Origin of the sequence: Pseudomonas sp. G166 (assembly GCF_037027455.2) — a bacterium.
Taxonomy (GTDB): domain Bacteria; phylum Pseudomonadota; class Gammaproteobacteria; order Pseudomonadales; family Pseudomonadaceae; genus Aquipseudomonas.
The window spans coordinates 4,208,037-4,232,541 of record NZ_CP146985.1; the positions used below are offsets into that span (position 1 = coordinate 4,208,037).

Annotated in this window: 23 protein-coding genes; 15 read left to right on the forward strand and 8 right to left on the reverse strand. The window is 61.9% G+C overall.

Going from position 1 to position 24,505, the window contains the following annotated elements; translation table 11 throughout:
* Positions 1-59 precede the first annotated feature (59 nt).
* From SGN16_RS18220 to kefC, 4 genes are all read left to right on the forward strand, one after another.
* Positions 60-770 carry a response regulator gene (locus SGN16_RS18220; RefSeq protein ID WP_210639386.1) on the forward strand — a complete coding sequence of 237 codons (711 nt, stop codon included), beginning with the start codon at positions 60-62 and terminating at the stop codon, positions 768-770.
* Positions 767-2,101, forward strand: coding sequence for an ATP-binding protein (locus tag SGN16_RS18225; protein ID WP_335944309.1), 1,335 nt, complete (start codon positions 767-769; stop codon positions 2,099-2,101). The genes SGN16_RS18220 and SGN16_RS18225 overlap by 4 nt, the downstream gene beginning before the upstream one ends.
* A 182-nt stretch (positions 2,102-2,283) precedes the next feature.
* Entirely contained in the window at positions 2,284-2,805 is a 522-nt protein-coding gene (gene kefF / locus SGN16_RS18230; protein ID WP_335944310.1) for a glutathione-regulated potassium-efflux system oxidoreductase KefF, read from the forward strand.
* Between the two features lies 1 nt (position 2,806).
* Positions 2,807-4,633, forward strand: a complete 1,827-nt coding sequence (kefC, locus tag SGN16_RS18235; protein WP_210639389.1) for a glutathione-regulated potassium-efflux system protein KefC — start codon at positions 2,807-2,809, stop codon at positions 4,631-4,633.
* Positions 4,634-4,639: 6 nt separating this feature from the next.
* On the opposite strand, the gene SGN16_RS18240 is transcribed toward kefC, so the two are convergent.
* Positions 4,640-5,605, reverse strand: coding sequence for a helix-turn-helix domain-containing protein (locus tag SGN16_RS18240; protein WP_335944311.1), 966 nt, complete (start codon positions 5,603-5,605; stop codon positions 4,640-4,642).
* A gap of 91 nt (positions 5,606-5,696) precedes the next feature.
* Here SGN16_RS18240 and SGN16_RS18245 point away from each other — a divergent pair, with 91 nt between their 5' ends.
* Complete coding sequence (locus SGN16_RS18245; RefSeq protein ID WP_210639391.1) at positions 5,697-6,479, forward strand: MBL fold metallo-hydrolase; 783 nt, start codon at positions 5,697-5,699, stop codon at positions 6,477-6,479.
* On the opposite strand, the gene SGN16_RS18250 is transcribed toward SGN16_RS18245, so the two are convergent.
* On the reverse strand, positions 6,476-7,339 hold the full coding sequence (locus tag SGN16_RS18250) for an aldo/keto reductase family oxidoreductase (RefSeq protein WP_335944312.1): 864 nt from the start codon (positions 7,337-7,339) through the stop codon (positions 6,476-6,478). The genes SGN16_RS18245 and SGN16_RS18250 overlap by 4 nt on opposite strands.
* 99 nt (positions 7,340-7,438) lie before the next feature.
* Between SGN16_RS18250 and SGN16_RS18255 the strand changes: the two genes are divergently transcribed.
* The 5 genes from SGN16_RS18255 to SGN16_RS18275 all read left to right on the forward strand — a co-directional run bounded on the left by SGN16_RS18255 (position 7,439) and on the right by SGN16_RS18275 (position 12,316).
* The gene (locus SGN16_RS18255; protein ID WP_210639393.1) at positions 7,439-8,365 is read left to right on the forward strand and encodes a LysR family transcriptional regulator; all 927 of its coding nucleotides are present in this window, start codon (positions 7,439-7,441) and stop codon (positions 8,363-8,365) included.
* 271 nt (positions 8,366-8,636) lie between these two features.
* Positions 8,637-9,200, forward strand: coding sequence for an SOS response-associated peptidase family protein (locus tag SGN16_RS18260; protein ID WP_335944313.1), 564 nt, complete (start codon positions 8,637-8,639; stop codon positions 9,198-9,200).
* Positions 9,201-9,320: 120 nt separating this feature from the next.
* Positions 9,321-9,701, forward strand: a complete 381-nt coding sequence (locus SGN16_RS18265; protein ID WP_210639395.1) for a RidA family protein — start codon at positions 9,321-9,323, stop codon at positions 9,699-9,701.
* Between the two features lie 177 nt (positions 9,702-9,878).
* The gene (locus SGN16_RS18270; RefSeq protein ID WP_335944314.1) at positions 9,879-10,436 is read left to right on the forward strand and encodes a thioesterase family protein; all 558 of its coding nucleotides are present in this window, start codon (positions 9,879-9,881) and stop codon (positions 10,434-10,436) included.
* Positions 10,437-10,552: 116 nt separating this feature from the next.
* Entirely contained in the window at positions 10,553-12,316 is a 1,764-nt protein-coding gene (locus tag SGN16_RS18275; RefSeq protein ID WP_210639397.1) for an L-lactate permease, read from the forward strand.
* Positions 12,317-12,411: 95 nt separating this feature from the next.
* Here SGN16_RS18275 and SGN16_RS18280 read toward each other — a convergent pair whose 3' ends face one another.
* Complete coding sequence (locus SGN16_RS18280) at positions 12,412-12,747, reverse strand: hypothetical protein (protein WP_003203257.1); 336 nt, start codon at positions 12,745-12,747, stop codon at positions 12,412-12,414.
* 248 nt (positions 12,748-12,995) lie between these two features.
* Between SGN16_RS18280 and SGN16_RS18285 the strand changes: the two genes are divergently transcribed.
* The gene (locus tag SGN16_RS18285) at positions 12,996-13,652 is read left to right on the forward strand and encodes a polysaccharide lyase family 7 protein (RefSeq protein WP_210639398.1); all 657 of its coding nucleotides are present in this window, start codon (positions 12,996-12,998) and stop codon (positions 13,650-13,652) included.
* A 23-nt stretch (positions 13,653-13,675) separates the two neighbouring features.
* Here the strand turns inward: SGN16_RS18285 and SGN16_RS18290 are convergent, their stop codons facing one another.
* The 3 genes from SGN16_RS18290 to SGN16_RS18300 all read right to left on the reverse strand — a co-directional run bounded on the left by SGN16_RS18290 (position 13,676) and on the right by SGN16_RS18300 (position 17,365).
* Positions 13,676-14,908, reverse strand: a complete 1,233-nt coding sequence (locus tag SGN16_RS18290; RefSeq protein WP_335944315.1) for a nucleoside permease — start codon at positions 14,906-14,908, stop codon at positions 13,676-13,678.
* Between the two features lie 205 nt (positions 14,909-15,113).
* Positions 15,114-16,193: a sugar phosphate isomerase/epimerase family protein gene (locus SGN16_RS18295; protein WP_335944316.1), complete on the reverse strand. Its 1,080-nt coding sequence runs from the start codon at positions 16,191-16,193 to the stop codon at positions 15,114-15,116.
* The gene (locus SGN16_RS18300; RefSeq protein WP_335944317.1) at positions 16,190-17,365 is read right to left on the reverse strand and encodes a Gfo/Idh/MocA family oxidoreductase; all 1,176 of its coding nucleotides are present in this window, start codon (positions 17,363-17,365) and stop codon (positions 16,190-16,192) included. Before SGN16_RS18300 ends, SGN16_RS18295 begins: the two co-directional genes overlap by 4 nt.
* A 166-nt stretch (positions 17,366-17,531) precedes the next feature.
* Between SGN16_RS18300 and SGN16_RS18305 the strand changes: the two genes are divergently transcribed.
* The 4 genes from SGN16_RS18305 (at position 17,532) to SGN16_RS18320 (ending at position 22,068) form a co-directional block, all read left to right on the forward strand.
* On the forward strand, positions 17,532-18,539 hold the full coding sequence (locus tag SGN16_RS18305) for a LacI family DNA-binding transcriptional regulator (protein WP_335944318.1): 1,008 nt from the start codon (positions 17,532-17,534) through the stop codon (positions 18,537-18,539).
* 93 nt (positions 18,540-18,632) lie between these two features.
* Complete coding sequence (locus SGN16_RS18310) at positions 18,633-19,583, forward strand: TAXI family TRAP transporter solute-binding subunit (RefSeq protein ID WP_335944319.1); 951 nt, start codon at positions 18,633-18,635, stop codon at positions 19,581-19,583.
* Positions 19,584-19,663: 80 nt separating this feature from the next.
* On the forward strand, positions 19,664-21,691 hold the full coding sequence (locus tag SGN16_RS18315) for a TRAP transporter permease (protein WP_335944320.1): 2,028 nt from the start codon (positions 19,664-19,666) through the stop codon (positions 21,689-21,691).
* The gene (locus SGN16_RS18320; RefSeq protein WP_335944321.1) at positions 21,688-22,068 is read left to right on the forward strand and encodes a DUF1850 domain-containing protein; all 381 of its coding nucleotides are present in this window, start codon (positions 21,688-21,690) and stop codon (positions 22,066-22,068) included. Before SGN16_RS18315 ends, SGN16_RS18320 begins: the two co-directional genes overlap by 4 nt.
* 82 nt (positions 22,069-22,150) lie before the next feature.
* Here SGN16_RS18320 and SGN16_RS18325 read toward each other — a convergent pair whose 3' ends face one another.
* Both SGN16_RS18325 and SGN16_RS18330 read right to left on the reverse strand, forming a co-directional pair.
* Positions 22,151-23,242 (reverse strand): SMP-30/gluconolactonase/LRE family protein, encoded by a 1,092-nt coding sequence (locus SGN16_RS18325; protein WP_335944322.1) that lies wholly within the window; start codon positions 23,240-23,242, stop codon positions 22,151-22,153.
* A gap of 96 nt (positions 23,243-23,338) precedes the next feature.
* Positions 23,339-24,469, reverse strand: a complete 1,131-nt coding sequence (locus SGN16_RS18330) for a sensor histidine kinase (RefSeq protein WP_335944323.1) — start codon at positions 24,467-24,469, stop codon at positions 23,339-23,341.
* Positions 24,470-24,505 lie beyond the last annotated feature (36 nt).

Genomic DNA, 24,505 nt, shown 5'->3' on the forward strand with positions numbered 1-24,505 from the left:
CGCAGGCCATGGATTGCCCCTAGTATCCGCCCCTGTATTCCTTGCCCAGCGTGCCCACCGTGAGCCATTTATTACTGGTGGACGACGACCTCGAAGTCCTCGCCCTCTTGCGCAAATTCCTCGAAAAACATGGTTACAGCGTCGAAGTGGCCGCTGACGGCACTGCGTTGTGGCAAGCGGTGGAACGGCGGTTGCCGGACCTGATCATCCTCGACGTCATGCTGCCGGGCGACAGCGGGTTGGTGCTCTGCCAACGACTGCGAACCGAGCACACGGTCGGCATCATCATGCTCACCGCCATGGGCGAACTGAGTGATCGCGTCGTCGGCCTGGAGCTGGGGGCGGACGATTACCTGACCAAACCCTTCGACGCCCGGGAGCTGTTGGCCCGGGTGCGTGCCGTGCTCCGGCGCACCGGGGAAGCCAGGGGTACGGCGAACGACTCATCCCGGCCAATCCTGGAGTTCGAAAACTGGCAGTTGGACGTCACCCGTCGCGAACTGCGCTCACCGGACAAGGTCATGATCCCGCTGTCCGCCGGGGAGTTCGAATTGCTGTTGGTCTTTGCTGAACACCCGCGACGGGTGCTGGCCCGTCAGCAGTTGCTGGACTTGGCTCGCGGCGAGACCTTCGACGCGTTTGACCGAAGCATCGATGTCCAGGTCAGTCGCCTGCGGCGCAAGTTGGAGACTGATGTCACCGGCGCGTCGATGATCCGCACCGTGCGCAACAGCGGCTACCTCTTCAGCCCCCACGTGGTGAAGCGATGAAATACACTCGACGGCCATGGGATACGCTGGCGCGATGGATCGCCCTGACCACCCTGGTTGCCATGCTCACGTTGCTGGCCCTGAACGCGCTGTTCAGCCAATTGGCTGATGCCTGGGCCCGCCCGCCCCTGATGGAAACCGGCCTGATTGAAAAGATCGCCGCCATCACCCGCATCATCGACTCGGCAGCGCCCGAACAGCGGCCCACCATTGCCAGGACGGCCAGTGACCCGATCTTCAACACGCAATGGCTCCAACGCCATGAAGATGCCAAGCTGCCAGTGATCGACGACCCCGAATACAGTGATGGCGCACTGCGGTTGCGCCAACAGTTGGGCCGGCCCGATGCGAGGATGGAGGGCTATGAGCCAAGCGATTGGCCCGCCGGCCAGCCCGGCGCACGCTACGCCGCGATGATCGAATTGACCGACCACTCGTGGGTCATGTTTTCCCTGCCAGCGCGCAGTTGGGGACTGGAGGAATGGGAGCGCAGCCTGATCATGCTGGCGCTGATCCTAGTGTCGACGATTATCGTCGCACTGATCGCCACGCGACACCTGGCAGCACCCTTGCAACGCTTTGCCGAAGGCGCCAGACGCTTCGGCGTGGATCACAAGGCACCGCCTATCCCCGTCGTCGGCCCCCATGAAATCCGCCAGGCGATCCTCGCCTTCAATGCCATGCAGGCCCAGCTAAAGCACTTCATCGAGGACCGCACCCAGATGCTCGCCGCCATCTCCCACGACCTGCGCACGCCCTTGACCCGCATGCGCCTGCGTGGCGAGTTCATCGAGGATGCCGAGCAGCAATCCCGGCTGTTCAGGGACGTCGATGAAATGCAGGCGATGATCAACTCAGCCCTGGAGTTCTTCCGCGACGACGCCCGGCTTGAACATGCCACCGCGTTCGACCTGGCCGAACTGCTGCACACCATCGTCGATGACCTCAAGGACGCAGGCATCGAGGTTGGGTTCGAAGGCGCACAGCGCCTGGTTTATGTCGGACGGCCCATCGGCATCAAGCGCGCCTTGGTCAACCTGATCGACAACGCGATCAAATATGGCGGCGAGCCGACGGTTCGCCTCGAAGCCGACGCCAACCGAGTGGATATTCGCATCCTGGACCGAGGGCCGGGCATCGCCGCCCAATACCTTGAGCAGGTCTTCACGCCGTTCTTTCGCATCGAAGGCTCTCGCAACAAGCACACCGGCGGCGTCGGGCTGGGCTTGTCGGCGGCCCGGGCGACGGTGCTGGAGCATGGCGGGACTCTGACCTTGAGCAATCGTCGGGGTGGCGGGTTGGAGGCCCGAGTTTCGCTACCGCTTGACTGAATGCCCCGATGTATCGATACGCTCTAAACAATCAGCGCCTTCCTCGGTAGGATGTCCGGCCTTTTCCGGACTCGCCCCCGCCCCGGGGGGGCGCTTTTCTATATCGCTCGACTCAATGCCATCGCTCGCGTTCACGACAGACAAGGATCGACGGAGCCCACTGAACACTAAGGAGTTCACCGATGATTCTTATCATTTATGCGCACCCCTACCCCGACAAATCGCGGGTCAACCAGTTGATGCTCAAGCGGGTGTCGAACAACCCGGACGTGGTCATACGTTCGCTCTACGAGCTTTACCCCAACTTCGACATCGACGTCGAGGCGGAGCAGCGTGCAGTGGAGCAAGCTGATCTTGTGGTGCTCCAGCATCCGATGTACTGGTACAGCACCCCACCGCTGCTGAAACTGTGGATCGATAAAGTCTTCACCCACGGCTGGGCCTACGGCAAAGGCACCGTCGCCCTCAAAGACAAGCGCCTGCTGTGGGCCGTCACCACCGGTGGCGATCAAGCGCATTTTGCGATCGGCGCCTACCCAGGTTTTGCCGCGCTGGCCCAACCCCTCCACGCCACGGCCATTTACTGCGGCATGCGCTGGTTGGAGCCGGTGGTCGTGCATGGCGCCTATGCCGCCGACCCTGACGCCCAACACGCACAAATCGAACACTATGGCGCCCGCCTGGCCGCCTGGAAGGAAGATTGAAATGGAGACTCACAGCCTGATTGAAATGCTCATCTACCTGGGCTCGGCGGCGTTGATCGTGCCGATTGCCGTCCGGTTGGGGCTGGGCCCGGTATTGGGCTACCTGCTGGCCGGCTGCGTCATCGGCCCGTGGGGGCTGAAGCTGATTACCGATGTAAAGGCCATCCTGGAGTTCGCTGAAATCGGTGTGGTCCTGATGCTGTTCATCATCGGCCTTGAGCTCGACCCCAAACGGCTCTGGGCCCTGCGCCGGATGGTGTTCGGTGGCGGTGCCCTGCAAATGCTCGCCTGTGGCACCGCCATTGGCTTGTTCTGCGCGGCCCTTGGCCTGAACTGGACGGCGGCGCTGCTGGTCGGCCTGACCCTGAGCCTTTCCTCCACCGCCATCGCCATGCAGGCGATGAGCGAACGCAACCTGACCGCCACCGCGGTCGGGCGCAGCAGCTTTGCCGTGCTGCTGTTCCAGGACATCGCGGCGATTCCGCTGGTGGCGATGATTCCGTTGTTGTCGGCCCACGGCGACACGCCTTCAGGCACAGCCCTGTTGCTATCGATTGGCAAAATCGTCGCCGCCATCGCCATCGTCGTGCTGTTGGGGCGCTACGTGACGCGGCCGCTGCTGCGCTTCGCGGCACGCTCAGGCTTGCGGGAGATTTTCAGTGCCGTTGCGCTTTTTCTGGTGTTCGGCTTCGGCTTTCTGTTGGAGGAAGCCGGTTTGTCGATGGCCATGGGCGCGTTCCTCGCCGGGGTGTTGCTGGCCAGTTCCGAATACCGCCATGCCCTGGAAAGCGACATCGAACCATTCAAAGGCCTGCTGCTGGGGCTGTTCTTCATCGGTGTCGGCATGTCGATCGATTTCGGCACCCTGATCAACGCACCGTTGAAAGTCGTCACCCTGACCCTGGGTTTCATCCTGATCAAACTGCTGGTGATCAAGGCCGCCGGCCGATTCCTCAACGTCCCCGCCGGGCAGCGTTCATGGCAGGCGGTGTTACTGGGCCAGGGCAGCGAATTCGCCTTCGTCGTGTTCGGCGCAGCGACAGTGGCCGGGATCTTGACCGACCCATGGGGCAAGAGCCTGACCCTGGCGGTGGCCCTGTCCATGTGCCTGACGCCGTTGTTGATCCTGTTGTTGGGTCGATTCGAGTCGCTCACCCAGAAAAACAAACGCGAATCCGACCTCGTCGACCAGCAGAATCCGCGAGTGATCATCGCCGGGTTCGGCCGTTTCGGGCAGATCGCCGGACGCCTCTTGATGTCCTGCGGTGTCGAGGTGGTGGTATTGGATCACGACCCTGACAACATCGAGACACTGCGCAAATTCGGCGTGAAAGTCTTTTATGGCGATGCCACGCGCCTCGATCTGTTGCACGCCGCCGGCGCGGCCCAAGCGGTGGTGCTGATCAATGCGATCGACGATCAGGAAGACAACCTGACGCTGACCCGGCTGGCCCAGGAGCACTTTCCCGCGTTGCAGTTGATCGTGCGCGCGCGGGACATGGGGCACCTCATCACCCTTCGGCGAATGGGCGTGGAGGCGGCCGAGCGGGAAACATTCGAGAGCGCACTGGCATTGGGTCGCAGTGCGCTGGAGCGCATGGGCGTCGGGCCTTATGAAGCGCGCGAGCGAGCGGATCAGTTCCGGCGACTGAACCTCAAGATGCTGGAGGAAATCGTTGCCCAGCCGGAAGATGACCTCAAGTTCCGACACGATGCCTACCGACGTGCCAATGCACTGCTCACGGACATGTTCAACGAAGACCGTGCCCATCCAGTCGACAACTGGACTGAACACCATCGCAACGAAACCGACAAGACGCCGGGTTGACCCGCGTCACACACGTCCAAACTTGCGCCGGTATTGCACCGGCGTCAGCCCGGTCAGCGCCTTGAACATGCGCTGCAAGTTGGAGCTGCTGCTGAAACCCAGCTCGGCGCCGATGCTGGCAAGGGGCAGCGCCGTCAACGTCAGGCGTTCGCTGACCTGGTTCAACTTGATGCGCCGGGCGTAGGCCGCGACGGGCTGACCCGTTTCACGGCTGACCTTGCGCGCCAAGGTACGCTCGGACACCGCCAGCTCGCTTGCCAGTGCCTGAACGGTGATCCGCTCGGCCGGCATCCGCTCGATCAACCCATGCAACTGCTGTAACCATCCGCTGGATTGCTCGATCAGCGCGCTGCCCTGGAACGCCCCATGGGCAATGGCCGGTCGCGGCAGCACCATGAGCCGGGTAATGTCGCGCAGGACGTCGCTGCTGACGTTGCGCTCGATGAGCTTCTCGGCGATGGGCAGGTACCCGTTCACCCCGGACGCGGTCGCCGTGCGTTCGTTGAAAACACAGTTCTGCTCGCTTTGCCAAAGGACTTTTCGATACTGCTGCATCGCTTGCGCCAGCCACCAGGTCACCGTCGCGCCCTGCCCATCCAAGCGACCGCTGGCGGCCAGCAGGCAGACACCGGTGCAATAGGACCAGAGCTGCAGCGACCGGGGACGCTTCGACAGTGCGCTCACGAGGGCCGCCTGGTCAGCCAGCAGTGCATTCACCTGCTCGGCCGATTCGGCCCAGAAACCAGGAACCAGGACGGCATCCAGCTTGGTGCTGCCCAAGGCCGCTTCCGCGTGCAAGGTCACGCCATGGGCACACACCACCGGCCCGGCTTGCAACGCGATGTAGCGTGCCTCGAACAACGTCAGCCCTCTTCTGCGGTTGGCGGCATGCAGCAGATCAGCGAAGGCGAACAGGCCGGCGGGCATGCAGCCAGGAAACAGGAGCAGGCCGATTCGAAGTTTTTTGGTCATGGCTTGAAACGAATCAAAGATGTCAGATCCGGCCATTATGCACACGGGACCGGATCGGCACCATGAAGCGCTCACTCAACAGGAACGCCTCATGAATATCCAGCAGATCCGTAACGCCACGATCATTCTTGAATTCGGCCCGTATCGCGTGCTCGTCGACCCGATGCTGGCTGCCAAGGGCACGCTGCCGCCGCTGCGACTGTTCGGTGCCACGCAGCGCAACCCGTTGGTGGAGCTTCCGACCTCCACAGCGAAGGACCTTGAGACCGTCACCCATTGCCTGATCACTCATTGCCAGAAAGGCCATTTCGACCATCTGGACCGAGCGGCCAAGCGGTGGCTGAGGGAAAAGCAGATCCCGGTCATCTGCACACCCCACGACGCACCTTACCTCGCCAAGCGTGGCTTGAATGTCCAGCCGCTTGCCAAGGCGCATGACCAAGCCAACCCATTCCTGGGCGGCACCATCCGCTCCGTCCGCTGCACCCATGGGCTGGGCCTGGTGGGCAAGTTGATGGAGCACGGCGTCGGCTACCTGATCGAGCTGCCTGGGGAGCCAAGCGTCTACCTCACCGGCGACACCGTGCTCACCCCCACCGTGTGCGAATTCGTCTTGCGCCATCAGCCACAGGTCAGCGTGGTCCCGGCAGGCGGGGCACGGTTCGATGTGGGCGGCGACATCATCATGGGCATCGACGAGGCGCTGGAATTCACCCGTTTGTCCCACGGGACCGTGGTGGCCAATCACTTGGAAGCGATCAGCCACTGCCCGACGACCCGCAAGGCCCTTGCCGAAGCCGCCGCGTTGGCTGGTGTTGGAGGCCGATTGTTGATACCGGAAGATGGCCAGACGTTGGTTTTCCAGGCGGCCTAGACCAATGCATCCAGCTCGGCGAGCAGCGGCGCAGGAATCGTCAGCTCACTCGCTGTGAGGTTTTCCCTCAGGTGCGCCAGGGACGATGTGCCGGGAATCAGCAGGATATTCGGCGCACGCTGCAGCAACCACGCCAGGGCCACGCACAGCGGTGACGCCTGCAGGCGCGCCGCCACGCTGGAAAGGGTTTCCGATTGCAGCGGTGTAAAGCCGCCCAGCGGGAAGAACGGCACGTAGGCGATGCCCTGCCGGCCCAGGTCAGCGATGAGTTGTTCGTCGTCGCGATGGGTCAGGTTGTAGTGATTCTGTACGCAGACCACCTTGGCGATACCCTGGGCCTGCCTGACTTGCGAGGCCGTGACGTTGCTCAACCCCAGATGGCGGATGAGGCCCTGGCGCTGCAGCTCGGCCAGTGTCGTGAACGATTCTTCGATGGAAGCCTCCGTGGGCGAATGCAGGTCTCCCCACACTCGCAAATTGACCACGTCCAGAACCTCCACGCCCAGGTTGCGCAGGTTGTCGTGGACCGCCCGGGTCAGCTCGGCGGGGCTGTGGGCCGGGTTCCAGGACGCATCGGCACCGCGGACGGCACCGACCTTGGTGACGATGATCAGGTCCTTGGCATAAGGGTGCAGCGCTTCGCGGATCAGTCGGTTGGTCACGTGAGGGCCGTAGAAGTCGGCCGTATCGATGTGGTTGACCCCCGACGCCAGGGCTTCGCGCAGCACCGCGATGGCCGCGGCCGGGTCTTTCGGTGGCCCGAACACATTGGCCCCCGCCAACTGCATCGCGCCATAGCCCATGCGGTTGACCTGCTGATCGCCGAGTAAAAAGGTGCCTGCCTTGCCTGCAATGCTCATGTCGTGCCCTCGGATCAATGTGTGTGGGCCGACTATAGGCGTTGACCACTCCATTGATAATCAGGTGCAATCGGCACGGGCTGTACGACGGAGAGAACAATGGCAACGGATATTCAAGACTTGCTGTCCTTCGTGGCCGTGGTCAATGCAGGGGGCTTTCGTGAAGGCGCACGGCTGAGTGGCAAGTCCGCCTCCAGCCTCAGCGATGCGGTGCGCCGGATGGAAAGCCGGCTGGGCGTGCGCCTGCTCAACCGTACCACCCGCAGCGTGGTGCCGACTGAAGCCGGTGCACGGTTGATGGAGCGCATCGTACCAGCCCTGGGCGAAGTCGAATCGGCGATGGATGTGGTCAACGATTTTCGCGATAGGCCTTCCGGTACCCTCAGGCTCAACGTGCCGGTCAGCGCGGCCAGGCTGGTGTTGCCGGCGATCATCACGCCGTTTTTGAAAAGCTATCCCGACATCCGCCTGGAGGTGATCGCTGAAGAGAGCTTCGTCGACATGCTCGCCGCCGGGTGTGATGCGGGTATTCGCTACGACGAGCGCCTGGAACAGGACATGATCGCCCTCCCCATCGGCCCACGGTTCCAGCGCTTTGCAACCGCCGCGTCCCCGGCGTATCTGGACGCCAGGGGGCGCCCCAAGCACCCTCGGGATCTGCTCCAGCACGCTTGCCTGCGGGGCAAATTCCCCAGTGGCGCGATGCCGCTCTGGGAATATGAACGTGACGGCGAAACCGTCAGCGTCGACCCGAGCGGCCCATTGATCGTCCGGATCGGCGGCGCGGTGGACCTGTCGGTACAAGCTGCGGTGGATGGATTGGGCATCGTCTACCTGTTCGAGGACTGGCTACGACCCTACCTGGACAGCGGCGCCCTCGAGCCCGTACTTGAACCCTGGTGGCAGCGCTTTACCGGGCCGTTCCTCTACTACCCCGGCCGCCGCTACCTGCCCTCGCCGCTGCGGGCTTTTGTGGACTTTATCAATGCGAATCGGGATTCGAGTCTTCCCCATGCCCCTGTTTAGCCGATCTCCCGCTCGTCTGCTCGTTCCCAGGATTTTCGAACCAAGCCCACCGCCACGGCTCGGAGGTACATAACACCGCTCAAAGCCGTCGATGTCACGGCTTGAACAACGGGTACCAGAGGTTCTTGCGCTTCACCGCCGGGAGTTCTTCGTTATGTGTGAATGTCTGGTTCAGCACGTTTCTTCAAAAGACGCCCTGGCCTGTTTCGACCAGCGAGAACCCCACGGCAGCCATTTCGACGCAGGCCCGACAGGTGCAGGTTTATGTGTCGTGGCAAACCCCAAACCCCACGAGCGACAAAGCCTGATCAAGCCAAACATGCAGGTCAGTGCCATACGTCGTCGCGGCGGGCATCTGGAATGCATCAAGGTTCGCTGGGGCTGGTCGCCGATCTGGTCGGTGGGGACCATGCCGCCCATGACTCATCTGCCCCTGCACCTGGTGATGCGTTCCAAGGTCTTTGCCCAAATCAAACGGGAGGGACGCGTATTGGTGGCAGTAGACGGCTGGTACCTGGCGGCCGAGACCGCGACATCCCAGCCCCAGAGCCTCACCTACACGACTTCCCGACAATCGTCCCCAATCTTCCTTGCGGCCTTGGCCCAGGCCAGTGAGACACCCAACGGCTGCGATGGACTGACCCTGGTGACCTATGGCGACATCGCCAGCAAGCAGCAACGCCTTTTGGCCTTCACCGGCGAGGACGCACTCCAATGGTTGAGCCCCGACCTGGATTGGGAGCAGGCGCAGCAGATCGCTGCGGGCGCGGCGGCAGCCGAACCGCAGCTCGAGCACGCGACGACAGCCCAACGCAGAGTCCAGGGCGGGCACTGAGATTTTGTCTTGCCGAGGGATCATGCAAATCACGAAAGGTTCGACGATGGGCGGTAGACTGGCAAGCCGGTCGCTGTTGGCACGACCGCCCCCACAACCCTTTTCGAGCAAGAGACCTCCATGGCTAACCAAGACATCACGTTCACGCCTGATCCGGATGCGGACTCCATTTCTTCCGACGTCGCCGGTTTCGGCGGCCTGCTGGTTTCCACTCAAATTCCAACGCACGCCGACGGCAGCCTGGAACTGGGCGACATCACGCGGCAAAGCGAGTGCACGCTGCAGGCGCTCAAGGTAGCGTTGGAACGCGCCGGCAGTTCCATGGACCGTGTGTTGCACCTGACCATCTACCTCACCGACATGGCTGATCGCGCCGCCTTCAACGAGGTCTACAAACGCTTCTTCGCCAAGCCGTGGCCGGTGCGAGCCGCCGTGGGCGTGGCGGCGCTGGCGGTCGAGGGGATGCGCGTGGAAGTGACGGCGATGGCAGCCAAGGGCTGAAGCCGGCGAGGTTTCCCTGTGGTGAGTGAGGTTGCCCCTCGCCACAGGTGCTCGTAAGCCATCCAGTGCAAGACATGTCCCAAATGTACGAATTGCGGCAAAACAGTCATTTGCGCACCTAGCCCGCGTCTCGCCGCCTGTTTACAGTGCGCCGCTTTCCATTCTGGTGGCGTGTCCATGAATCTCTGGTTCCGACTGTTATTGATGCTGTTCCGTCGTCCCTGGCGCAAGCCAACGACGCCCTTGGATACGACCGTGGTACGCATGCGTGTGTGGCCGCTGGACCTGGACTTCAACCGTCACGTCACCAACGGTCGCTATTTCACCTTGGCTGACATTGGCCGCATGGATTACGTGCTGCGCAGCGGTGCCTACAAAGTGGCGCTGCGCAACCGAGCGATGCCGATCGTCGGGGATGTCTGGGGCAAGTTTCGGCGCGAGCTGAGGCTGTTCGAGGCATTCGAGGTGCATACCCGGATGCTCGGCTGGGATGACAAATGGATGCTCATGGAACACCGTTTCATGAGCCGGGGCCGCGTGGTAGGCGTGGTGGTCATGCGTGGCCTGTTCCGCTCGGCCGGGGGGCCCCTTTCTCCAAGTGAATTCATTCGCGAGCTGGGGCTGGCTGAACAGTCTCCGGCCATGGCGCCATGGCTCAGCGCTTGGTCGCAAAGCTGCGATGGCTTGAGCCTCGAACTTCGACAGGAAGAAGCTGAGCGCCTCGATACCCACTAGCCAGCATCCCCCGGCCCAAGCAGGGCGTAGCAATCCCCTCCCCAATCCACGCCTATACTTCTCTGCCAATCCCCCCTGGGGCCTGCACTTCCAACAATAAAAAGCAGAGGTGGAACATGGTCTGGCAACAAGTCTACGATCCCTTCGGTAATGCGGTGCTGTCCACGCTCCTGGCGGCGGTCCCGGTGGTGGTGATGCTGGCGTCCCTGGCGTTCTTTCATATCAAGGCACACCTGGCGGCGTTGCTGGCCCTGGCCTCGGCCTTGCTGATCGCGATTTTCGCCTTCGGCATGCCCGCCGGCATGGCCGGATCGGCGGCGTTGTATGGGGCGGCCAACGGCTTGCTGCCCATCGGCTGGATTGTGCTCAACATCATTTTCCTGCACCGCCTGACCACCGAGAACGGCTCGTTCAAGGTGCTGCAGGACTCCCTCGCGCGCATTACCGACGACCGGCGCCTGCAATTGCTGCTGATCGCCTTCTGCTTTGGTGCGTTCTTCGAGGGCGCGGCCGGCTTCGGGACGCCGGTGGCGGTGACCGGGGCGATCCTGATCGGGCTGGGCTTTTCGCCCCTGGCCGCCTCAGGCCTGGCGCTGATCGCCAACACCGCGCCCGTGGCCTTCGGCGCCCTCGGCACGCCGATCATTACCCTGGCCAAGGTGACCGGGCTGGATGAAATGGAGTTGTCGATGATGGTCGGTCGGCAATTGCCGTTTTTTTCGGTGATCGTGCCGTTCTGGCTGATCTGGGCGTTTGCCGGGTGGCGCAAGATGCTGGAAATCTGGCCGGCGATCCTGGTGGCCGGCGTCAGCTTCGCCATCCCGCAGTTCCTGGTGTCCAACTACCACGGGCCGATGCTGGTGGATGTGATTGCCGCGCTGATCTCCATGGCCTGCCTCACCGGTTTTCTCAAGGTCTGGAAACCGGCCACGGTGCATACGTCCGCGGCGTTGTCGGGACGGGTGGATCATTCGAAAATCGACGCCAGCGAAGATGAAAAACCGCAGGCCAGCGGCACCTTTTCCAGCGATGCGCGACCGGCGGTGCTACGGGCCTGGATGCCGTGGATCATCCTCACCGTGTTCGTGTTCGCCTGGGGTACCCAGGGCTTCAAGAACCTGTTCGATACCCGACCAGCGCTGGACCCACAAACGCAATCGGCCAAGCTCGACCCACAGGGCAAGCCGATGCGCGAGGCCAACCCGATTTTCTCGCCCCTGCTGACCTTCGGCACCATCCACCAGCAGATCGAAAAAGTCCCACCCGTGGTGCCCCAACCCAAAACCGAGGAAGCGATCTACAAGTTCAACTGGTTCACCGCCACCGGCAGCGGGATCTTCCTGGCGGCCATTCTCGGTGGCTTGCTGATGGGCTATTCGATCCCGCAACTGGCGCGCCACTACCTGCGAACGCTATGGGTGGTGCGTTACTCGCTGATCACCATCGTGGCGATGTTGGCCCTGGGCTTTCTCACGCGCTATTCCGGGCTGGACGCGACCATGGGCCTGGCCTTTGCCGCGACGGGCATTTTCTACCCCATGTTCGGCACCTTGCTGGGCTGGCTCGGCGTGGCACTGACCGGCTCGGACACGGCGTCCAACGTGCTGTTCGGTGGGTTGCAACGGGTGACGGCGGAGCAGTTGGGGATCAGCCCGGTGCTGATGGCCGCGGCGAACAGTTCCGGCGGGGTCATGGGCAAGATGGTCGATGCCCAGTCGATCGTGGTGGCCTCTACCGCGACGCGCTGGTACGGCCATGAAGGAGAAATCCTGCGCTACGTGTTTTTCCACTCGGTGGTGCTGGCGATTCTGGTAGGCGGGCTGGTGACGTTGCAGGCGTATGTGGCGCCGTTCAGTCACATGGTGGTGGGAGGACATTAACCGGGGATATCGATCGTTCCCATGCTCCGCGTTCCGCTGAGCGTCAGTGGATGCATCCCCACGCGGGAGCGTGGGAACGATCAAGAACAGCAGTGTTACTGAACGTTTTTCAGCTTGACCACATCACCGGACACCGAGGTGGTGTAACCGGTCAGGACCCAGGCCCAGAACCAGTTTTCCTGCACCTGGGTATTGATCATGGCATCGCCGCCCTTGGCCTTGATCGCCGCGTCCTGGGCACGCACGAAACGGTTGTTCTGGCGAATCGGGATCACGCCGAACAGCAGCAGGCCAGTGGCCTTCGCTTCACTGTGGCCGACAACGGTGTATTGGCTGCTGTCGTATTGCTGGGTCTTCATCGGGGTGCCGGTGCAACCCGCCAGGGCCAGGCCAAACAGTGCGCAGGCGACAACTTTGCTGATGTGATTCATTGAATACTCCATGAGAAAACGCCCGGGATCCGTCTCTCGGGCGGCGCGTACTCTAACCGATCAGCGTCAAATTGACATTATCCCTGCGCAGTCAGCGAAACCGGCTGTGAAGCTCAAGACAGAGCCATCCGTCAGATGCGCCTCCAGCAGAACCCTCCCCTGTCGATAAGCTGAAAACAGCGCCATGGAAGGCCCTCGCATACCCCGGCCGAACGCCTACGAGCATCAGCCTGCCAGAGCTAACACCCATGATCGACCTGACTGTCTGGAACATCACACTTCCCATACAAACCCCGGCCCTGACCGTTGCGACCAAGGCCGTTCCAACGCTGCGCAACCTGTACTTCACCAACACGGGCGACAAAATCGTGTTCTGGGCCCCGGTAACGGGTTCCCACACGGGCAAAAGCGAATACCCCCGCTCCGAGCTACGGGAAACTTCGAAGGACGGCAAACTGCGCAACTGGCGTTACAACAGCGGTGTCAACACCCTCAAAGGGACGCTGGCCGTGAACCAGGTCCCCTCTGCCGGTCGCGTGGTAGTCGCTCAGATCCACGCCAAGGACGCGCCCGCCCCGTTGCTCAAACTGGTGTACCGCTTCGCCAAGGGCAGCGGTAACCTGGATGTCGAATACCGGGTCAAGCCCAAGGACCCGAAGAGCCCGGTGATCTTTACCGTGCCGAACGTTGCCTTGAATAAAGTCTTCACCTACTCCTTGCAGATGGACAAACAGGGCCAGGTCACGGTGCTGATCAACAACCTTGGCAAGCAAGTGAAGCTCGACCCGTCCTGGTACAGCTACGACTTCTATTTCAAGGCGGGCGTCTACACCCTGGACAACGTTGGGTATGCCACCGAAGGCGGGAAAGTGACCTACACCAAGCTGGACGTCAGCCATAAATGACCGACGCCCAACCCTGCCCTGCTTCAAGCCTTTGAAAGCGCGTTAACCGCCTGCCGACCGCTGAATGTAAACAGAAAGCACACCAATACCACCAACGCAAAGCCGCCCGGGAACAGCCAGATATTTTTCCAGTCATGGCCGCCGGCTACGGTAAAGTGATCGGTCACCTGCCCCGCCACCCAGAAGCCGATCAGCATCCCGACGCCATAGGTCGCCAAGGTGATCAGCCCCTGGGCCGAACTGCGAAAATGCTCTGGCGCCTTGGCATCGGTGTAGATCTGCCCCGAGACAAAAAAGAAGTCGTAGCAGATGCCGTGCAGGGCAATACCGGTGAACAGCATGAACGCCAGGTCGCCGTTATTGCCGTAGGCGAACAACAGGTAGCGCAACGCCCACGCCAACATGCCCACCAACAGCGCCAGCTTGATACCCAAGCGCTGGATGAACAGTGGCAACAGCAGCATGAACAACACTTCGGACACCTGCCCGATGGCCATCTTCGCCGTGGGGTTGGTCATGCCGGTTTCAGCCAGGAATGGGTTGGCATTCTGGTAATAGAATGCCAAGGGAATGCAGATCAGAATCGAGGCAATGAAGAACACCAGGTAGCTGCGGTCCTTCAACAAGCCCAATGCGTCCACCCCCAATAGCTGCTTGATGCCGCCACCGCTCGCCTGCTCTTGGAGCGGTGCCGTGGCCGGCAGCGTGAAGCTATAGAGCCCCAGGACCAGGGAAGCCACGGCCGCCATCAGGAACGTATTGCGCAAGCCGCCTGCCGAGATTGCCTCGCGCGAATCCCAGGCGAACACAAAGCTGATCACCACGCCCGCGACGATCCAGCCGAGGGTGCCCCACACCCGGATGCGCGAGAATTCCAGCGCCGGATCGCGCATCTGCCGGAAGGCCACGGAATTGACCAGTGCCAGCGTCGGCATGTAGACCACCATGTACGCCAGCACATATGGGTAGAACACGCTGAAATCCGCCGCCGAATACAGCTGGTACAACAACACCGCGCCCACCAGGTGCAGCACAGCCAGGATGCGCTCGGCATTGAAATAGCGGTCGGCGATCAGGCCGATCACGAACGGCGCAATGATCGCCCCCCACGACTGAGTGGAAAACGCCATGCCGACCTGCCCCCCGCTGGCGCCCAGCGTGCTGGACAGAAAGGTGCCGAGGGTGACGAACCAGCCACCCCAGATAAAGAACTGCAGGAACATCATCACGCTCAAGCGTGCGTTCATTGTGGTCATGACCGTCACCGTTTTATTGTTGTTCTTGTGAAAAATGAAAAAGCGCACCGCTTTTGTTGCAAAGGGATTTACTCCCCATTGTGGGAGCAAGGCTTGCCCGCGATGGCCGCGCCGCCGTCTCACAGTTGAACCGCGTATTCGTTCATCGCGGGCAAGCCTTGCTCCCACAATGAGTTTCCTCGCTACAGGGTTTGGGTTGGCCCGGTTACCTCAATAAACCCAACAGCCGCCGGTTGGTCTCCTCATCCGCCGTTACACCGGCGAAATCGTCGAACGCCTTGCGCGTCTTGCTGATCATGTGCCGCTGGATAAACGCCGCCCCTTCAGCAGCACCCTGCTGCGAATCCTTCAGGCAACACTCCCATTCCAGCACCGCCCAACCGCTGAAATCGTATTGGGTCAGTTTGCTGAAGATCGATTTGAAATCGATCTGGCCATCGCCCAGCGAACGGAACCGCCCTGGGCGATCCACCCAGCCCTGATAACCGCCATACACCCCGGAACGGGCGTCGGGGCGAAACTCGGCGTCCTTGACGTGGAACATGCGGATGCGCGCGTGATAGCGGTCGATGAAACCCAGGTAGTCCATCTGTTGCAGCAACAGATGGCTGGGATCGTAGAGGATCGCCGCCCGAGGGTGGTGATCGACGGCGTCCAGGAAGCGCTCGAACGAGGCCCCGTCATGCAGGTCTTCGCCGGGGTGGATCTCGTAGCACAGGTCCACCCCAGCCGCCTCGAAGCAGTCGAGGATCGGCAACCAGCGCCGGGCCAGCTCAGCGAAACCTTGCTCCACCAGCCCGGCCGGACGTTGTGGCCACGGGTAGAGATACGGCCACAGCAGCGCTCCGGAAAACGTCGCGTGGGCTTTGAGGCCCAGCCGCTGGCTGGCGCGAGCGGCGAGCTTGAGTTGCTCGATCGCCCACTCGGTCCGCGCCTGGGGCTGGCCCCGCAGCTGCACCGGGGCGAAGTCGTCGAACAGCGTGTCGAACGCCGGATGCACCGCCACCAACTGGCCTTGCAGATGTGTCGACAACTCGCTGATTTCGACACCGGCCCGGGCGCATGTGGCCTTGAGCTGATCGCAATATTCCTGGCTCTCGGCGGCTCGGGCCAGGTCGATGTATTGCGTGCCCGACGTCGGCAGTTGAATGGCCTTGTAGCCTTGCGACGCCGCCCATTGGGCGATGTTGGCGAGGGTGTCGAACGGCGCTTCGGCGGACATGAACTGCGCCAGGAAAATACCTGGGCCGCGCAGGCCGCTCGGGGTTTTGTCGAGGGTATTCACAACAGGGAAGCTCCGGTTTGTACGCTGGTCCACTTCGCGTCGCCACGGTGGTTGAGGATGGCGGCCTCGATGAACGCCATGCCACGCAGGCCGGTCTCGATGCCCGGCACACCGGGGATGTCAGGGCCTTCGACATGGTTGCGAATGGCTTGGGCGATATCGCCGTAGAGGTTGGCCATAGCCTCCAGATAGCCCTCAGGATGTCCAGCCGGCAGGCGCATGCGACGCTTGGCCGCCTCGCACAGCCACGGCTGGCCGACACCGCTACGCAGGATGCGCAGGGGTTGGTCAAAGGCGCGATGGATCAGGCTCGCCGGTTCTTCCTGGCGCCATTCCAAAGCGCCCTTATCCCCGTAGAGGCGAATCTTCAGCGGGTTCTCTTCGCCGGTGCAGACCTGGCTTGCGAGCAATACGCCGCTGGCGCCGCCCGCCATCTTGAACAGCATCGCCACGTCATCATCCAACTGGCGGCCCGGTATATGCGTGCCTAACGCGGCGCATAGCTGTTGGATAGGCTGGTCCGCGACGAACTCGGCCAGGGAAAACGCATGGGTGCCAATGTCACCGATGCAACCGCCCAAACCGGACTGCAAGGGGTCGTCGCGCCACTCGGCCTGTTTGTTGCCCTGGGCGGCGACATCCTGGCTGAGCCAGCCTTGGGGATACTCGACCAGCACTTTGCGCACTTGGCCAATCACGCCCGAACGCACCATCTCCCGCGCCTGCCAAACCATGGGATAGCCCAGGTAGGTGTGGGCCAGGCCGTAGAGGCAACGGCTGCCTTGCAGCACCTCCCTGAGGGCCAGCAACTCTTTGAGGTCCAGGGCGGCGGGCTTCTCGCTGAACACATGGAAACCCGCTTCCAATGCCTGGCTGGCAATGGGTGCGTGGAGATGATTGGGTGTGACGATCACCAGCAGTTCCATGCGCTGGTCCAGAGGCAGTAGCGCTTCGGTATCGAGCATATGCTGCCAGTCGTGGTAACAACGGGACGCGGCCAGGCCCAGGACCGCACCGGTCTGCCGAGTGTTGTCGGGGTCGCGGCTGAACGCGCCGCACACCAGTTCAAAACCGCCGTCCAGCCCCGCCGCCTGACGGTGGGCTTGGCCGATGAAAGCGCCCTCGCCACCGCCGACGAAGCCCATTCTTATTTTTCGTGCCACAGGATTCATCGCGATTCTCTTCTTGTCAGGATGACGATGTAACCGGTTACATCATGACGGAAATCTAGGCTCAGTTTCCTGGCGTGTCAAACCCGATGCGTCATGCCTGAGCATTTGTGAGGCGCTCAACCTGCGGTAAGCTCCCCAACCGTAGCCCCTACCCCTTGAGGTGATTTTGTCCAACATTCGTGAAGTGGCCCGGCTGGCCGGTGTGTCGGTGGCCACGGTGTCCAGAACGCTGAAATCCCCCGAGCGGGTGCTTCCCGAAACGCGGGACAAGGTCAACGCGGCGGTGGAACAGGCCGGCTATCGGCCTAACCTGATGGCCGTGCAGTTCCGCTCCCGCCGCACCGGCAACCTGGTGATCCTGGTGCCGACCATCGCCAACACGTTTTTCGCCCGGGTCATCAGCGGCGCACAGCAGGCAGCGCAGGCGGCGGGCTATCGGTTGCTGCTGTGCGACACTCAGGGCCGGGAAGCCATCGAGCGGGAGTTCGCTGCGCTGGTCTATGCCCACCAGGCCGACGGGGTGATTCAGTTGCGCGCCAGCAACCCGTTTGAATCGCTACCTCCTGGCGCTGAGTCCCTGCCGTTGGTCAACGCCTGCGAAGTGGTCAAAGGCGCCCCCTACCCGACCATCAGCCTCGACAATCGAGCCGCCGCCCAGGCCATGACCGAGCATTTGATCGGCCTCGGCCATCGGCGCATCGGCATCATCAAGGGCCCGCGCAGCAGCCCACTGACCCTGGACCGCGTCGCCGGTTATCAGGATGCCCTGCATCAGGCCGGCATCGCCGTCGACCCCAGCCTGATCTGCCATGGCGACTTCACCTTGAAAGCGGGGTACGAGGGGGCTGGCGCGATGATGGCGCTGGCCGGCCGGCCCAGTGCGCTGTTTTGTGAGAACGACGAGATGGCCATCGGCGCACTCAAGTGCATCAAGCAAATGGGCCTGCGGGTGCCCGAGGATATTTCTCTGGTGGGTTTTGACGACATCCCGTTCGCGGCCTACAGCGACCCACCCCTGACTACTATTTCGCAGCCAGCCGAAGCGTTTGGGCAGAAGGCGGTAGAGATGTTGATTGCCTTGATCGAGAAAAAGCCGATTACCCAACAGCATGTGCTGCTGCCGTTTGAGTTGACGGTGCGTGGCAGTGCGGCGCCTGCGGCTGGCTGCCCCTAGAACCGGATAGTGAGCACTTCACTCGCCAGCGCCCCTGTTTGAACTACAGTGGAAGGACTCTGCATAAAGCCATAACAAGACGGAGCGTTCCCCATGCGAGTCAACAAGCGTTTTACCCTGCTGGCCGCTGCGGCAGCCCTGATGATCACGACCACAGCCCAGGCAGCCCCGGTGTACATCAATATCCTGACGGGGGGCACCAGTGGGGTTTATTACCCGATCGGGGTCGGGCTGTCGCAGATCTATAGCAGTGGCATCACCGACGCCAAGACATCGGTGCAAGCCACCAAGGCTTCGGTGGAAAACCTGAACCTGTTGCAAGCCGGTCGTGGGGAGCTGGCGTTGGCCCTGGGCGACTCGGTGGCGGATGCCAAGAACGGCGTGGAAGACGCCGGTTTCAAGGCGCCGCTGACCAAGCTGCGCGCCATCGCCGGCGCCTATCCCAATTACATCCAGATCGTCGCCAGCCAGGAGTCCGGGATCAAGACATTGGCCGATCTCAAGGGCAAGACCGTTTCCGTCGGTGCGGCGAAATCCGGCACCGAGCTCAATGCCCGGGCGATCTTCAAAGCTGCGGGGCTGACCTATCAGGATATGAAGGTCCAGTACCTGCCGTTCGCCGAGTCGGTGGACCTGATCAAGAACCGCCAACTGGATGCCACGCTCCAATCCTCCGGCCTGGGGATGGCAGCCATTCGTGACCTGGCCTCGACCATGGCGTTGAACTATGTGTCGGTGCCCACCGATGTCGTGGAGAAAATCGGCAACCCGGCCTACCAAAGCGCGATGATTCCGGCCAACACCTATGACGGCCAAACCGATGCCGTACCAACCGTGGCCATCACCAACATTCTGGTCACCCGCGAGGATGTTCCGGATGAAGTGGCGTACCAAATGACCAAGCTGCTCTTCGAGAATCTCAATCGCCTGGGCACCTCCCATTCAGCGGCCAAGGACATCACCCTGAAAAACGCCGCGAAAAACCTGCCGATCGCGCTCCACCCCGGTGCCGAGCGCTACTACAAGGAAGTGGGCGCGCTGTAGCCCCATACGCATCAACGGTGCCCGGCGCCGTTGGTGCGTTGTGTTGTTGCACCTTGAATGTGAACAGAAGGCAGGCACTCATGAGTGAAGACCAGCACGGCATCGCCACGGACCCGCGGGACTGGCCCAAGACACTGTTCTACGTGGCCTTGCTGTTTTCAGTGTTTCAGATCGTCACCGCCGCATTTTCCCCGGTCTCCAGCATCGTGCTGCGGGCGGTGCATGTCGGCTTCCTGTTGTGGGTGGTGTTCCTCAGCTACCCGGCCTATGGCAAGCAACGTCCCTGGCAACCCCTGGCCTGGGTCTTGAGCCTGGGGGGCGTGGCGACAGCCCTCTATCAATGGGTGTTCGAGGCCGACCTGATCCAACGCTCGGGCGACCTGACCACTGCCGACATGGTGATTGGCATTGTGCTGATCGTGCTGGTGTTCGAAGCGGCGCGGCGAGTGATGGGCATCGCGTTGCCGATCATTTGTTCCCTGTTCCTGGCCTACGGCCTGTTTGGTGAATATCTGCCCGGCGATCTGGCCCATCGCGGCTATGGCGTCGATCAAATCATCAACCAACTGTCGTTCGGTACCGAGGGTTTGTACGGCACGCCGACCTACGTGTCGGCCACTTATATCTTCCTGTTCATCCTGTTCGGCGCGTTCCTGGAAAAGGCCGGCATGATCAAGCTGTTCACCGATTTCGCCATGGGCCTGTTCGGCCACAAACTGGGCGGGCCGGCGAAAGTGGCCGTGGTGTCATCGGCGCTGATGGGCACCATCACCGGCTCGGGCATCGCCAACGTGGTCACCACCGGGCAATTCACCATCCCGCTGATGAAACGCTTCGGCTACAAGGCCGCGTTTGCCGGTGGCGTGGAAGCCACTTCCAGCATGGGCAGCCAGATCATGCCGCCCGTGATGGGTGCGGTGGCCTTCATCATGGCCGAAACCATCAATGTGCCGTTCGTGGAAATCGCCAAGGCGGCATTGATACCGGCGTGCCTGTACTTCGGCTCGGTGTTCTGGATGGTTCACCTGGAGGCCAAACGCTCCGACCTCAAGGGTTTGCCCAAGGACCAGTGCCCCAGCGCCTGGGGCGCGGTCAAGGAAAGCTGGTACCTGCTGATCCCGCTCGGGGTGTTGGTCTACCTGCTGTTTTCCGGACGCACACCGTTGTTTTCCGGCATGGTGGGCCTGGCGTTGACGGCCATCGTGATTCTTGGCTCGGCGATCATTCTCAAGGTCTCGAACTACGCCTTGCGCTGTGCCTTCTGGATCGCGTTGGGCTTGCTTTGCGTCGGCTTTTTCCGGTTGGGTATCGGTGTCGTGTTTGCGGTGATCGGCGTACTGGTGGTGGCCTGCTGGTTCATGAAAGGCACGCGGGAAACCCTCATCATCTGCCTGCACGCCCTGGTGGACGGCGCGCGGCACGCTGTTCCGGTGGGGATCGCCTGCGCATTGGTGGGCAGCATCATCGCGGTGGTCTCGCTGACCGGCGTAGCCTCCACCTTTGCCGGCTACATTCTGGCTATCGGACGGGACAACCTGCTGCTGTCGCTGATCCTGACCATGCTCACCTGCCTGGTGTTGGGCATGGGCATCCCGACCATTCCCAACTACATCATCACCAGCTCGATTGCCGCGCCCGCCCTGCTGGAGCTCGGCGTGCCATTGATCGTGTCGCACATGTTCGTGTTCTATTTCGGCATCCTCGCCGACCTGACGCCCCCGGTGGCGCTGGCCTGTTTCGCCGCTGCGCCCATCGCAAGGGAAAGTGGCCTGAAGATCAGTTTCTGGGCGGTGCGCATCGCCCTCGCCGGCTTCGTCATTCCATTCATGGCGGTCTATAACCCGGCATTGATGCTCCAGGGCGACAACTTATGGATGACCGCGTACATGCTGATCAAGACGTTGTTGGCCGTCGGGCTTTGGGGCATGGCGTCCACCGGTTATTTGCAACAGAAGATGCCTGTCTGGGAACGCCTGCTGTGTTTTGCTGCTGGCGCACTGCTGGTGGTGGCCCTGCCGCTGACCGATGAGATCGGCTTCGTGTTGGCCGGGCTATTGATCTTCCAGCACATCTGGCGCTCGCGACGTGTCGGGCGGGCCTTGGCGTGATCGGTTTGTGCCTGGGCCTGGCCGGAGTGGTCTGGGCGCAGCTTGAGGTCAGCAGCTTCACCCTGGCGTGGAACCACACCATCGAGAAGATCCGCTGGGAGGAAGATTATCGCGTGACCGAACAGGGGCTGGTCCTGGGTGAAGCCAGGGTCAAAGGCAATGGGGCGGGCATGGAGATCCCCGAAGGCGCCCGGCTGGAAAACGGCAGCTGGCACTACCAGCGTTCGTTGCCAGCGCTGCAACCGTTGAAACTGGGCCGCACGCCCCAGGCCGGTGATTACCAGTTGTGCATCGAGGGCGGTTGCAGGCCGATGAGCCATTGGCTGGGACCGCCTACGGCACGTCAACCGAGTGTGGAGCTATGGAGTTGCGGATAACCCTGAGCCAATCAGAGGACAAAGACAGCGGTGGCGAGCGGGTTTATCCCCTCGCCACAATGGTCAGTGGCCCGATGCTCCCTCAGGCAAACGTCGCCCCCCGGGTATTCACGAACAGCGAATACAGCGAATGGCTGCCGGCCATGAACAACCGATTGCCTTCCCGCCCGCCAAAGCAGATGTTGGGGCAGCGCTCCGGCAGGGAAATATGCCCGATGGCCTTGCCTTCGGGGTTGAACACTCGCACACCGTCGAGCTTTTCCAGGTCGGCCTTGGGATCGCCGTTGCCGCCCCAACCGCACCAGAGATTGCCGCTCTCATCGCACTTGATCCCATCGATAGCCGCGTAATCCAGGCCTTCGATGTGTTTGCGTCGATCCCCCAGCGTGCCATCGTCCTTGACGGTGATCGCCCAGATCAAGCGATTGGGCTTGGCCCGGCCCTCAACGACGTAGAGGATTTTCTCGTCCGGGGAAAAGCACAGCCCGTTCGGCCCCGCCAGGTCGTCAATGACCCGAGTGAGCTTGCCGGTTTCACCGTCGATACGGTACACCGCGTGGGGTTGGGCAGGCGTGACTTTGTGTCCTTCGTAGTTGTTGCCGGTCTGGAACGGTGGGTCGGTGAACCAGACCGAGCCGTCCCGCTTGCACACGATGTCATTGGGCGAGTTGAGCGGCTTGCCCTCGAAACTGTCCGCCAGCACGGTAATAGTGCCGTTATGCTCGGTACGGGTGATGCGCCGACCTTCGGTGGAGGTGGTGGAGCCCTCGCACACCAACAGGCGCCCCTGGCGATCGCGGCACATGCCGTTGGAGAAATTGGAGTTCTCGCGGTACACCGACAGGCCTGCGGTGACTTCATCCCAGCGCACGATGCGGTTGTTGGGAATGTCGCTGACCAGCAGGTAACGACCGTCGCCCACCCACACCGGCCCTTCTGCCCAGCGCAGGCCGGTGGCGAGCTTTTCCACACTGGCGTTGAAGATGCGCAAGTCCATGAAGCTGGGGTCGAGGATATTGATCAGTGGGTCTGGGTAACGCTGGCTCAGAGGTTCGGCCTGAGCCAGCCCTGGCAGATTACCGAGGGTCGCGGCGGCCGCCGAGACCACCAGGGATTTTTTCAGGAATACTCGGCGGCCCTGATCGGTTGCGGTTGCAGATTGCGAAGCATCCATCGTGCGTCTCCGTTAATTATTATTGGACGGGACGACAGTTTTACTACGTGATAAGACATCGTACAAGCATACAAGCCCGTTCGTCCGGACAATCGATCAGTCCGGGTGCAGCGGTATACGAACGGTAAAGGTCGTACCGACTCGCGCCTTCGAGTGAACCTCGATGGTGCCCTTATGGGCCGATACGATCGCCGAGGCGATGTGCAGGCCCAGTCCTAGCCCGGCCGTGGAGCCGTACTGCATCTCACCGCTACGCAGATGCCGGATCATCGGGTTGAAGATGCTGGCAATGGCATCTTTCTCGATAGGCGTGCCCTGGTTGTTGATCGCAATCACGGCCATATCCTCTTCAGCGCTCAACGAAACGGTTATCGGCGTGCCCTCGGCGCCATGCTGGACAGCATTGCCGATCAGGTTGGAGAACACCTGTTCCATGCGTGCCTGGTCAAACAGCCCTTCCAGGGGACCGCTGGTTTCAAAGAGGACTCTGTTTTCCGGGTGATAGGCTCGCGCCTCCTCCACCATGCCTTCGCAGGCCGCCACCAGATCGCCGTTGAAGCGCTGCACCGGAATGCCCGAGCCGAGTTGGGTCCGGGTGAAATCCAGCAGATCGCCAACGATTTTGTTGGCTCGCTTGACGCTGGTGTAGATGCGCGACGTGATCTTGGTGGCTTTGGCGGGCAAATCCCCCGCCCGCAGCAGCACTTCGGAACTCAGCAGGATCGCGCCCAAGGGGCTACGCAAGTCATGCCCAAGAATGCCGAGAAAGATGTTGCGCGACGCGTCCACCGCCCCCGAGTAACTGACGACGGACTCGGCCAAGGCCTGATCCACGGCCTCGTTGAAGCGAATCAGATCATCCATGACCTGCTTGTGATCCAGCTGGGTGTGCGGCATCCAGAGCATGAGCACGCTGGTGCGCAGGGCCCGGTATTCGGAAACCATTTGCTCCACGGTGAAACCCGAGGACTGGCGGATGATCGCATGGGTTTCGGCAGGGGTTTCGGCCTCTGCCGACGGCGCTTCGCCATGGGACTTGGCCACCTGCTCCTTGAGCGTCTGCGAGGTGCGCAGGTCTGCAGCGATGGTGCGCAGCATCTGCTCGGCATGGTCGCGCAGGGCCACCGAACCCATGCCAATGGACGCGGGAGTAATGGTTTTGGCGAAATCTTCCCACGCCTGAAGAATCGGCTCGATATTGTCGAGGATGAAATCAGCCAGGCGCATGGGCGGCTCCGCAAAGGGACGATGCTGTAAACGACA

Coding starts and splice junctions, on each gene's coding strand:
- SGN16_RS18225 (WP_335944309.1), top strand. CDS start 767: ATGAAATACACTCGACGGCCATGGGATACGCTGGCGCGATGGATCGCC.
- kefF (WP_335944310.1), top strand. CDS start 2,284: ATGATTCTTATCATTTATGCGCACCCCTACCCCGACAAATCGCGGGTC.
- kefC (WP_210639389.1), top strand. CDS start 2,807: ATGGAGACTCACAGCCTGATTGAAATGCTCATCTACCTGGGCTCGGCG.
- SGN16_RS18240 (WP_335944311.1), bottom strand. CDS start 5,605: ATGACCAAAAAACTTCGAATCGGCCTGCTCCTGTTTCCTGGCTGCATG.
- SGN16_RS18245 (WP_210639391.1), top strand. CDS start 5,697: ATGAATATCCAGCAGATCCGTAACGCCACGATCATTCTTGAATTCGGC.
- SGN16_RS18250 (WP_335944312.1), bottom strand. CDS start 7,339: ATGAGCATTGCAGGCAAGGCAGGCACCTTTTTACTCGGCGATCAGCAG.
- SGN16_RS18255 (WP_210639393.1), top strand. CDS start 7,439: ATGGCAACGGATATTCAAGACTTGCTGTCCTTCGTGGCCGTGGTCAAT.
- SGN16_RS18265 (WP_210639395.1), top strand. CDS start 9,321: ATGGCTAACCAAGACATCACGTTCACGCCTGATCCGGATGCGGACTCC.
- SGN16_RS18270 (WP_335944314.1), top strand. CDS start 9,879: ATGAATCTCTGGTTCCGACTGTTATTGATGCTGTTCCGTCGTCCCTGG.
- SGN16_RS18275 (WP_210639397.1), top strand. CDS start 10,553: ATGGTCTGGCAACAAGTCTACGATCCCTTCGGTAATGCGGTGCTGTCC.
- SGN16_RS18280 (WP_003203257.1), bottom strand. CDS start 12,747: ATGAATCACATCAGCAAAGTTGTCGCCTGCGCACTGTTTGGCCTGGCC.
- SGN16_RS18285 (WP_210639398.1), top strand. CDS start 12,996: ATGATCGACCTGACTGTCTGGAACATCACACTTCCCATACAAACCCCG.
- SGN16_RS18290 (WP_335944315.1), bottom strand. CDS start 14,908: ATGACCACAATGAACGCACGCTTGAGCGTGATGATGTTCCTGCAGTTC.
- SGN16_RS18300 (WP_335944317.1), bottom strand. CDS start 17,365: ATGAATCCTGTGGCACGAAAAATAAGAATGGGCTTCGTCGGCGGTGGC.
- SGN16_RS18310 (WP_335944319.1), top strand. CDS start 18,633: ATGCGAGTCAACAAGCGTTTTACCCTGCTGGCCGCTGCGGCAGCCCTG.
- SGN16_RS18315 (WP_335944320.1), top strand. CDS start 19,664: ATGAGTGAAGACCAGCACGGCATCGCCACGGACCCGCGGGACTGGCCC.
- SGN16_RS18325 (WP_335944322.1), bottom strand. CDS start 23,242: ATGGATGCTTCGCAATCTGCAACCGCAACCGATCAGGGCCGCCGAGTA.
- SGN16_RS18330 (WP_335944323.1), bottom strand. CDS start 24,469: ATGCGCCTGGCTGATTTCATCCTCGACAATATCGAGCCGATTCTTCAG.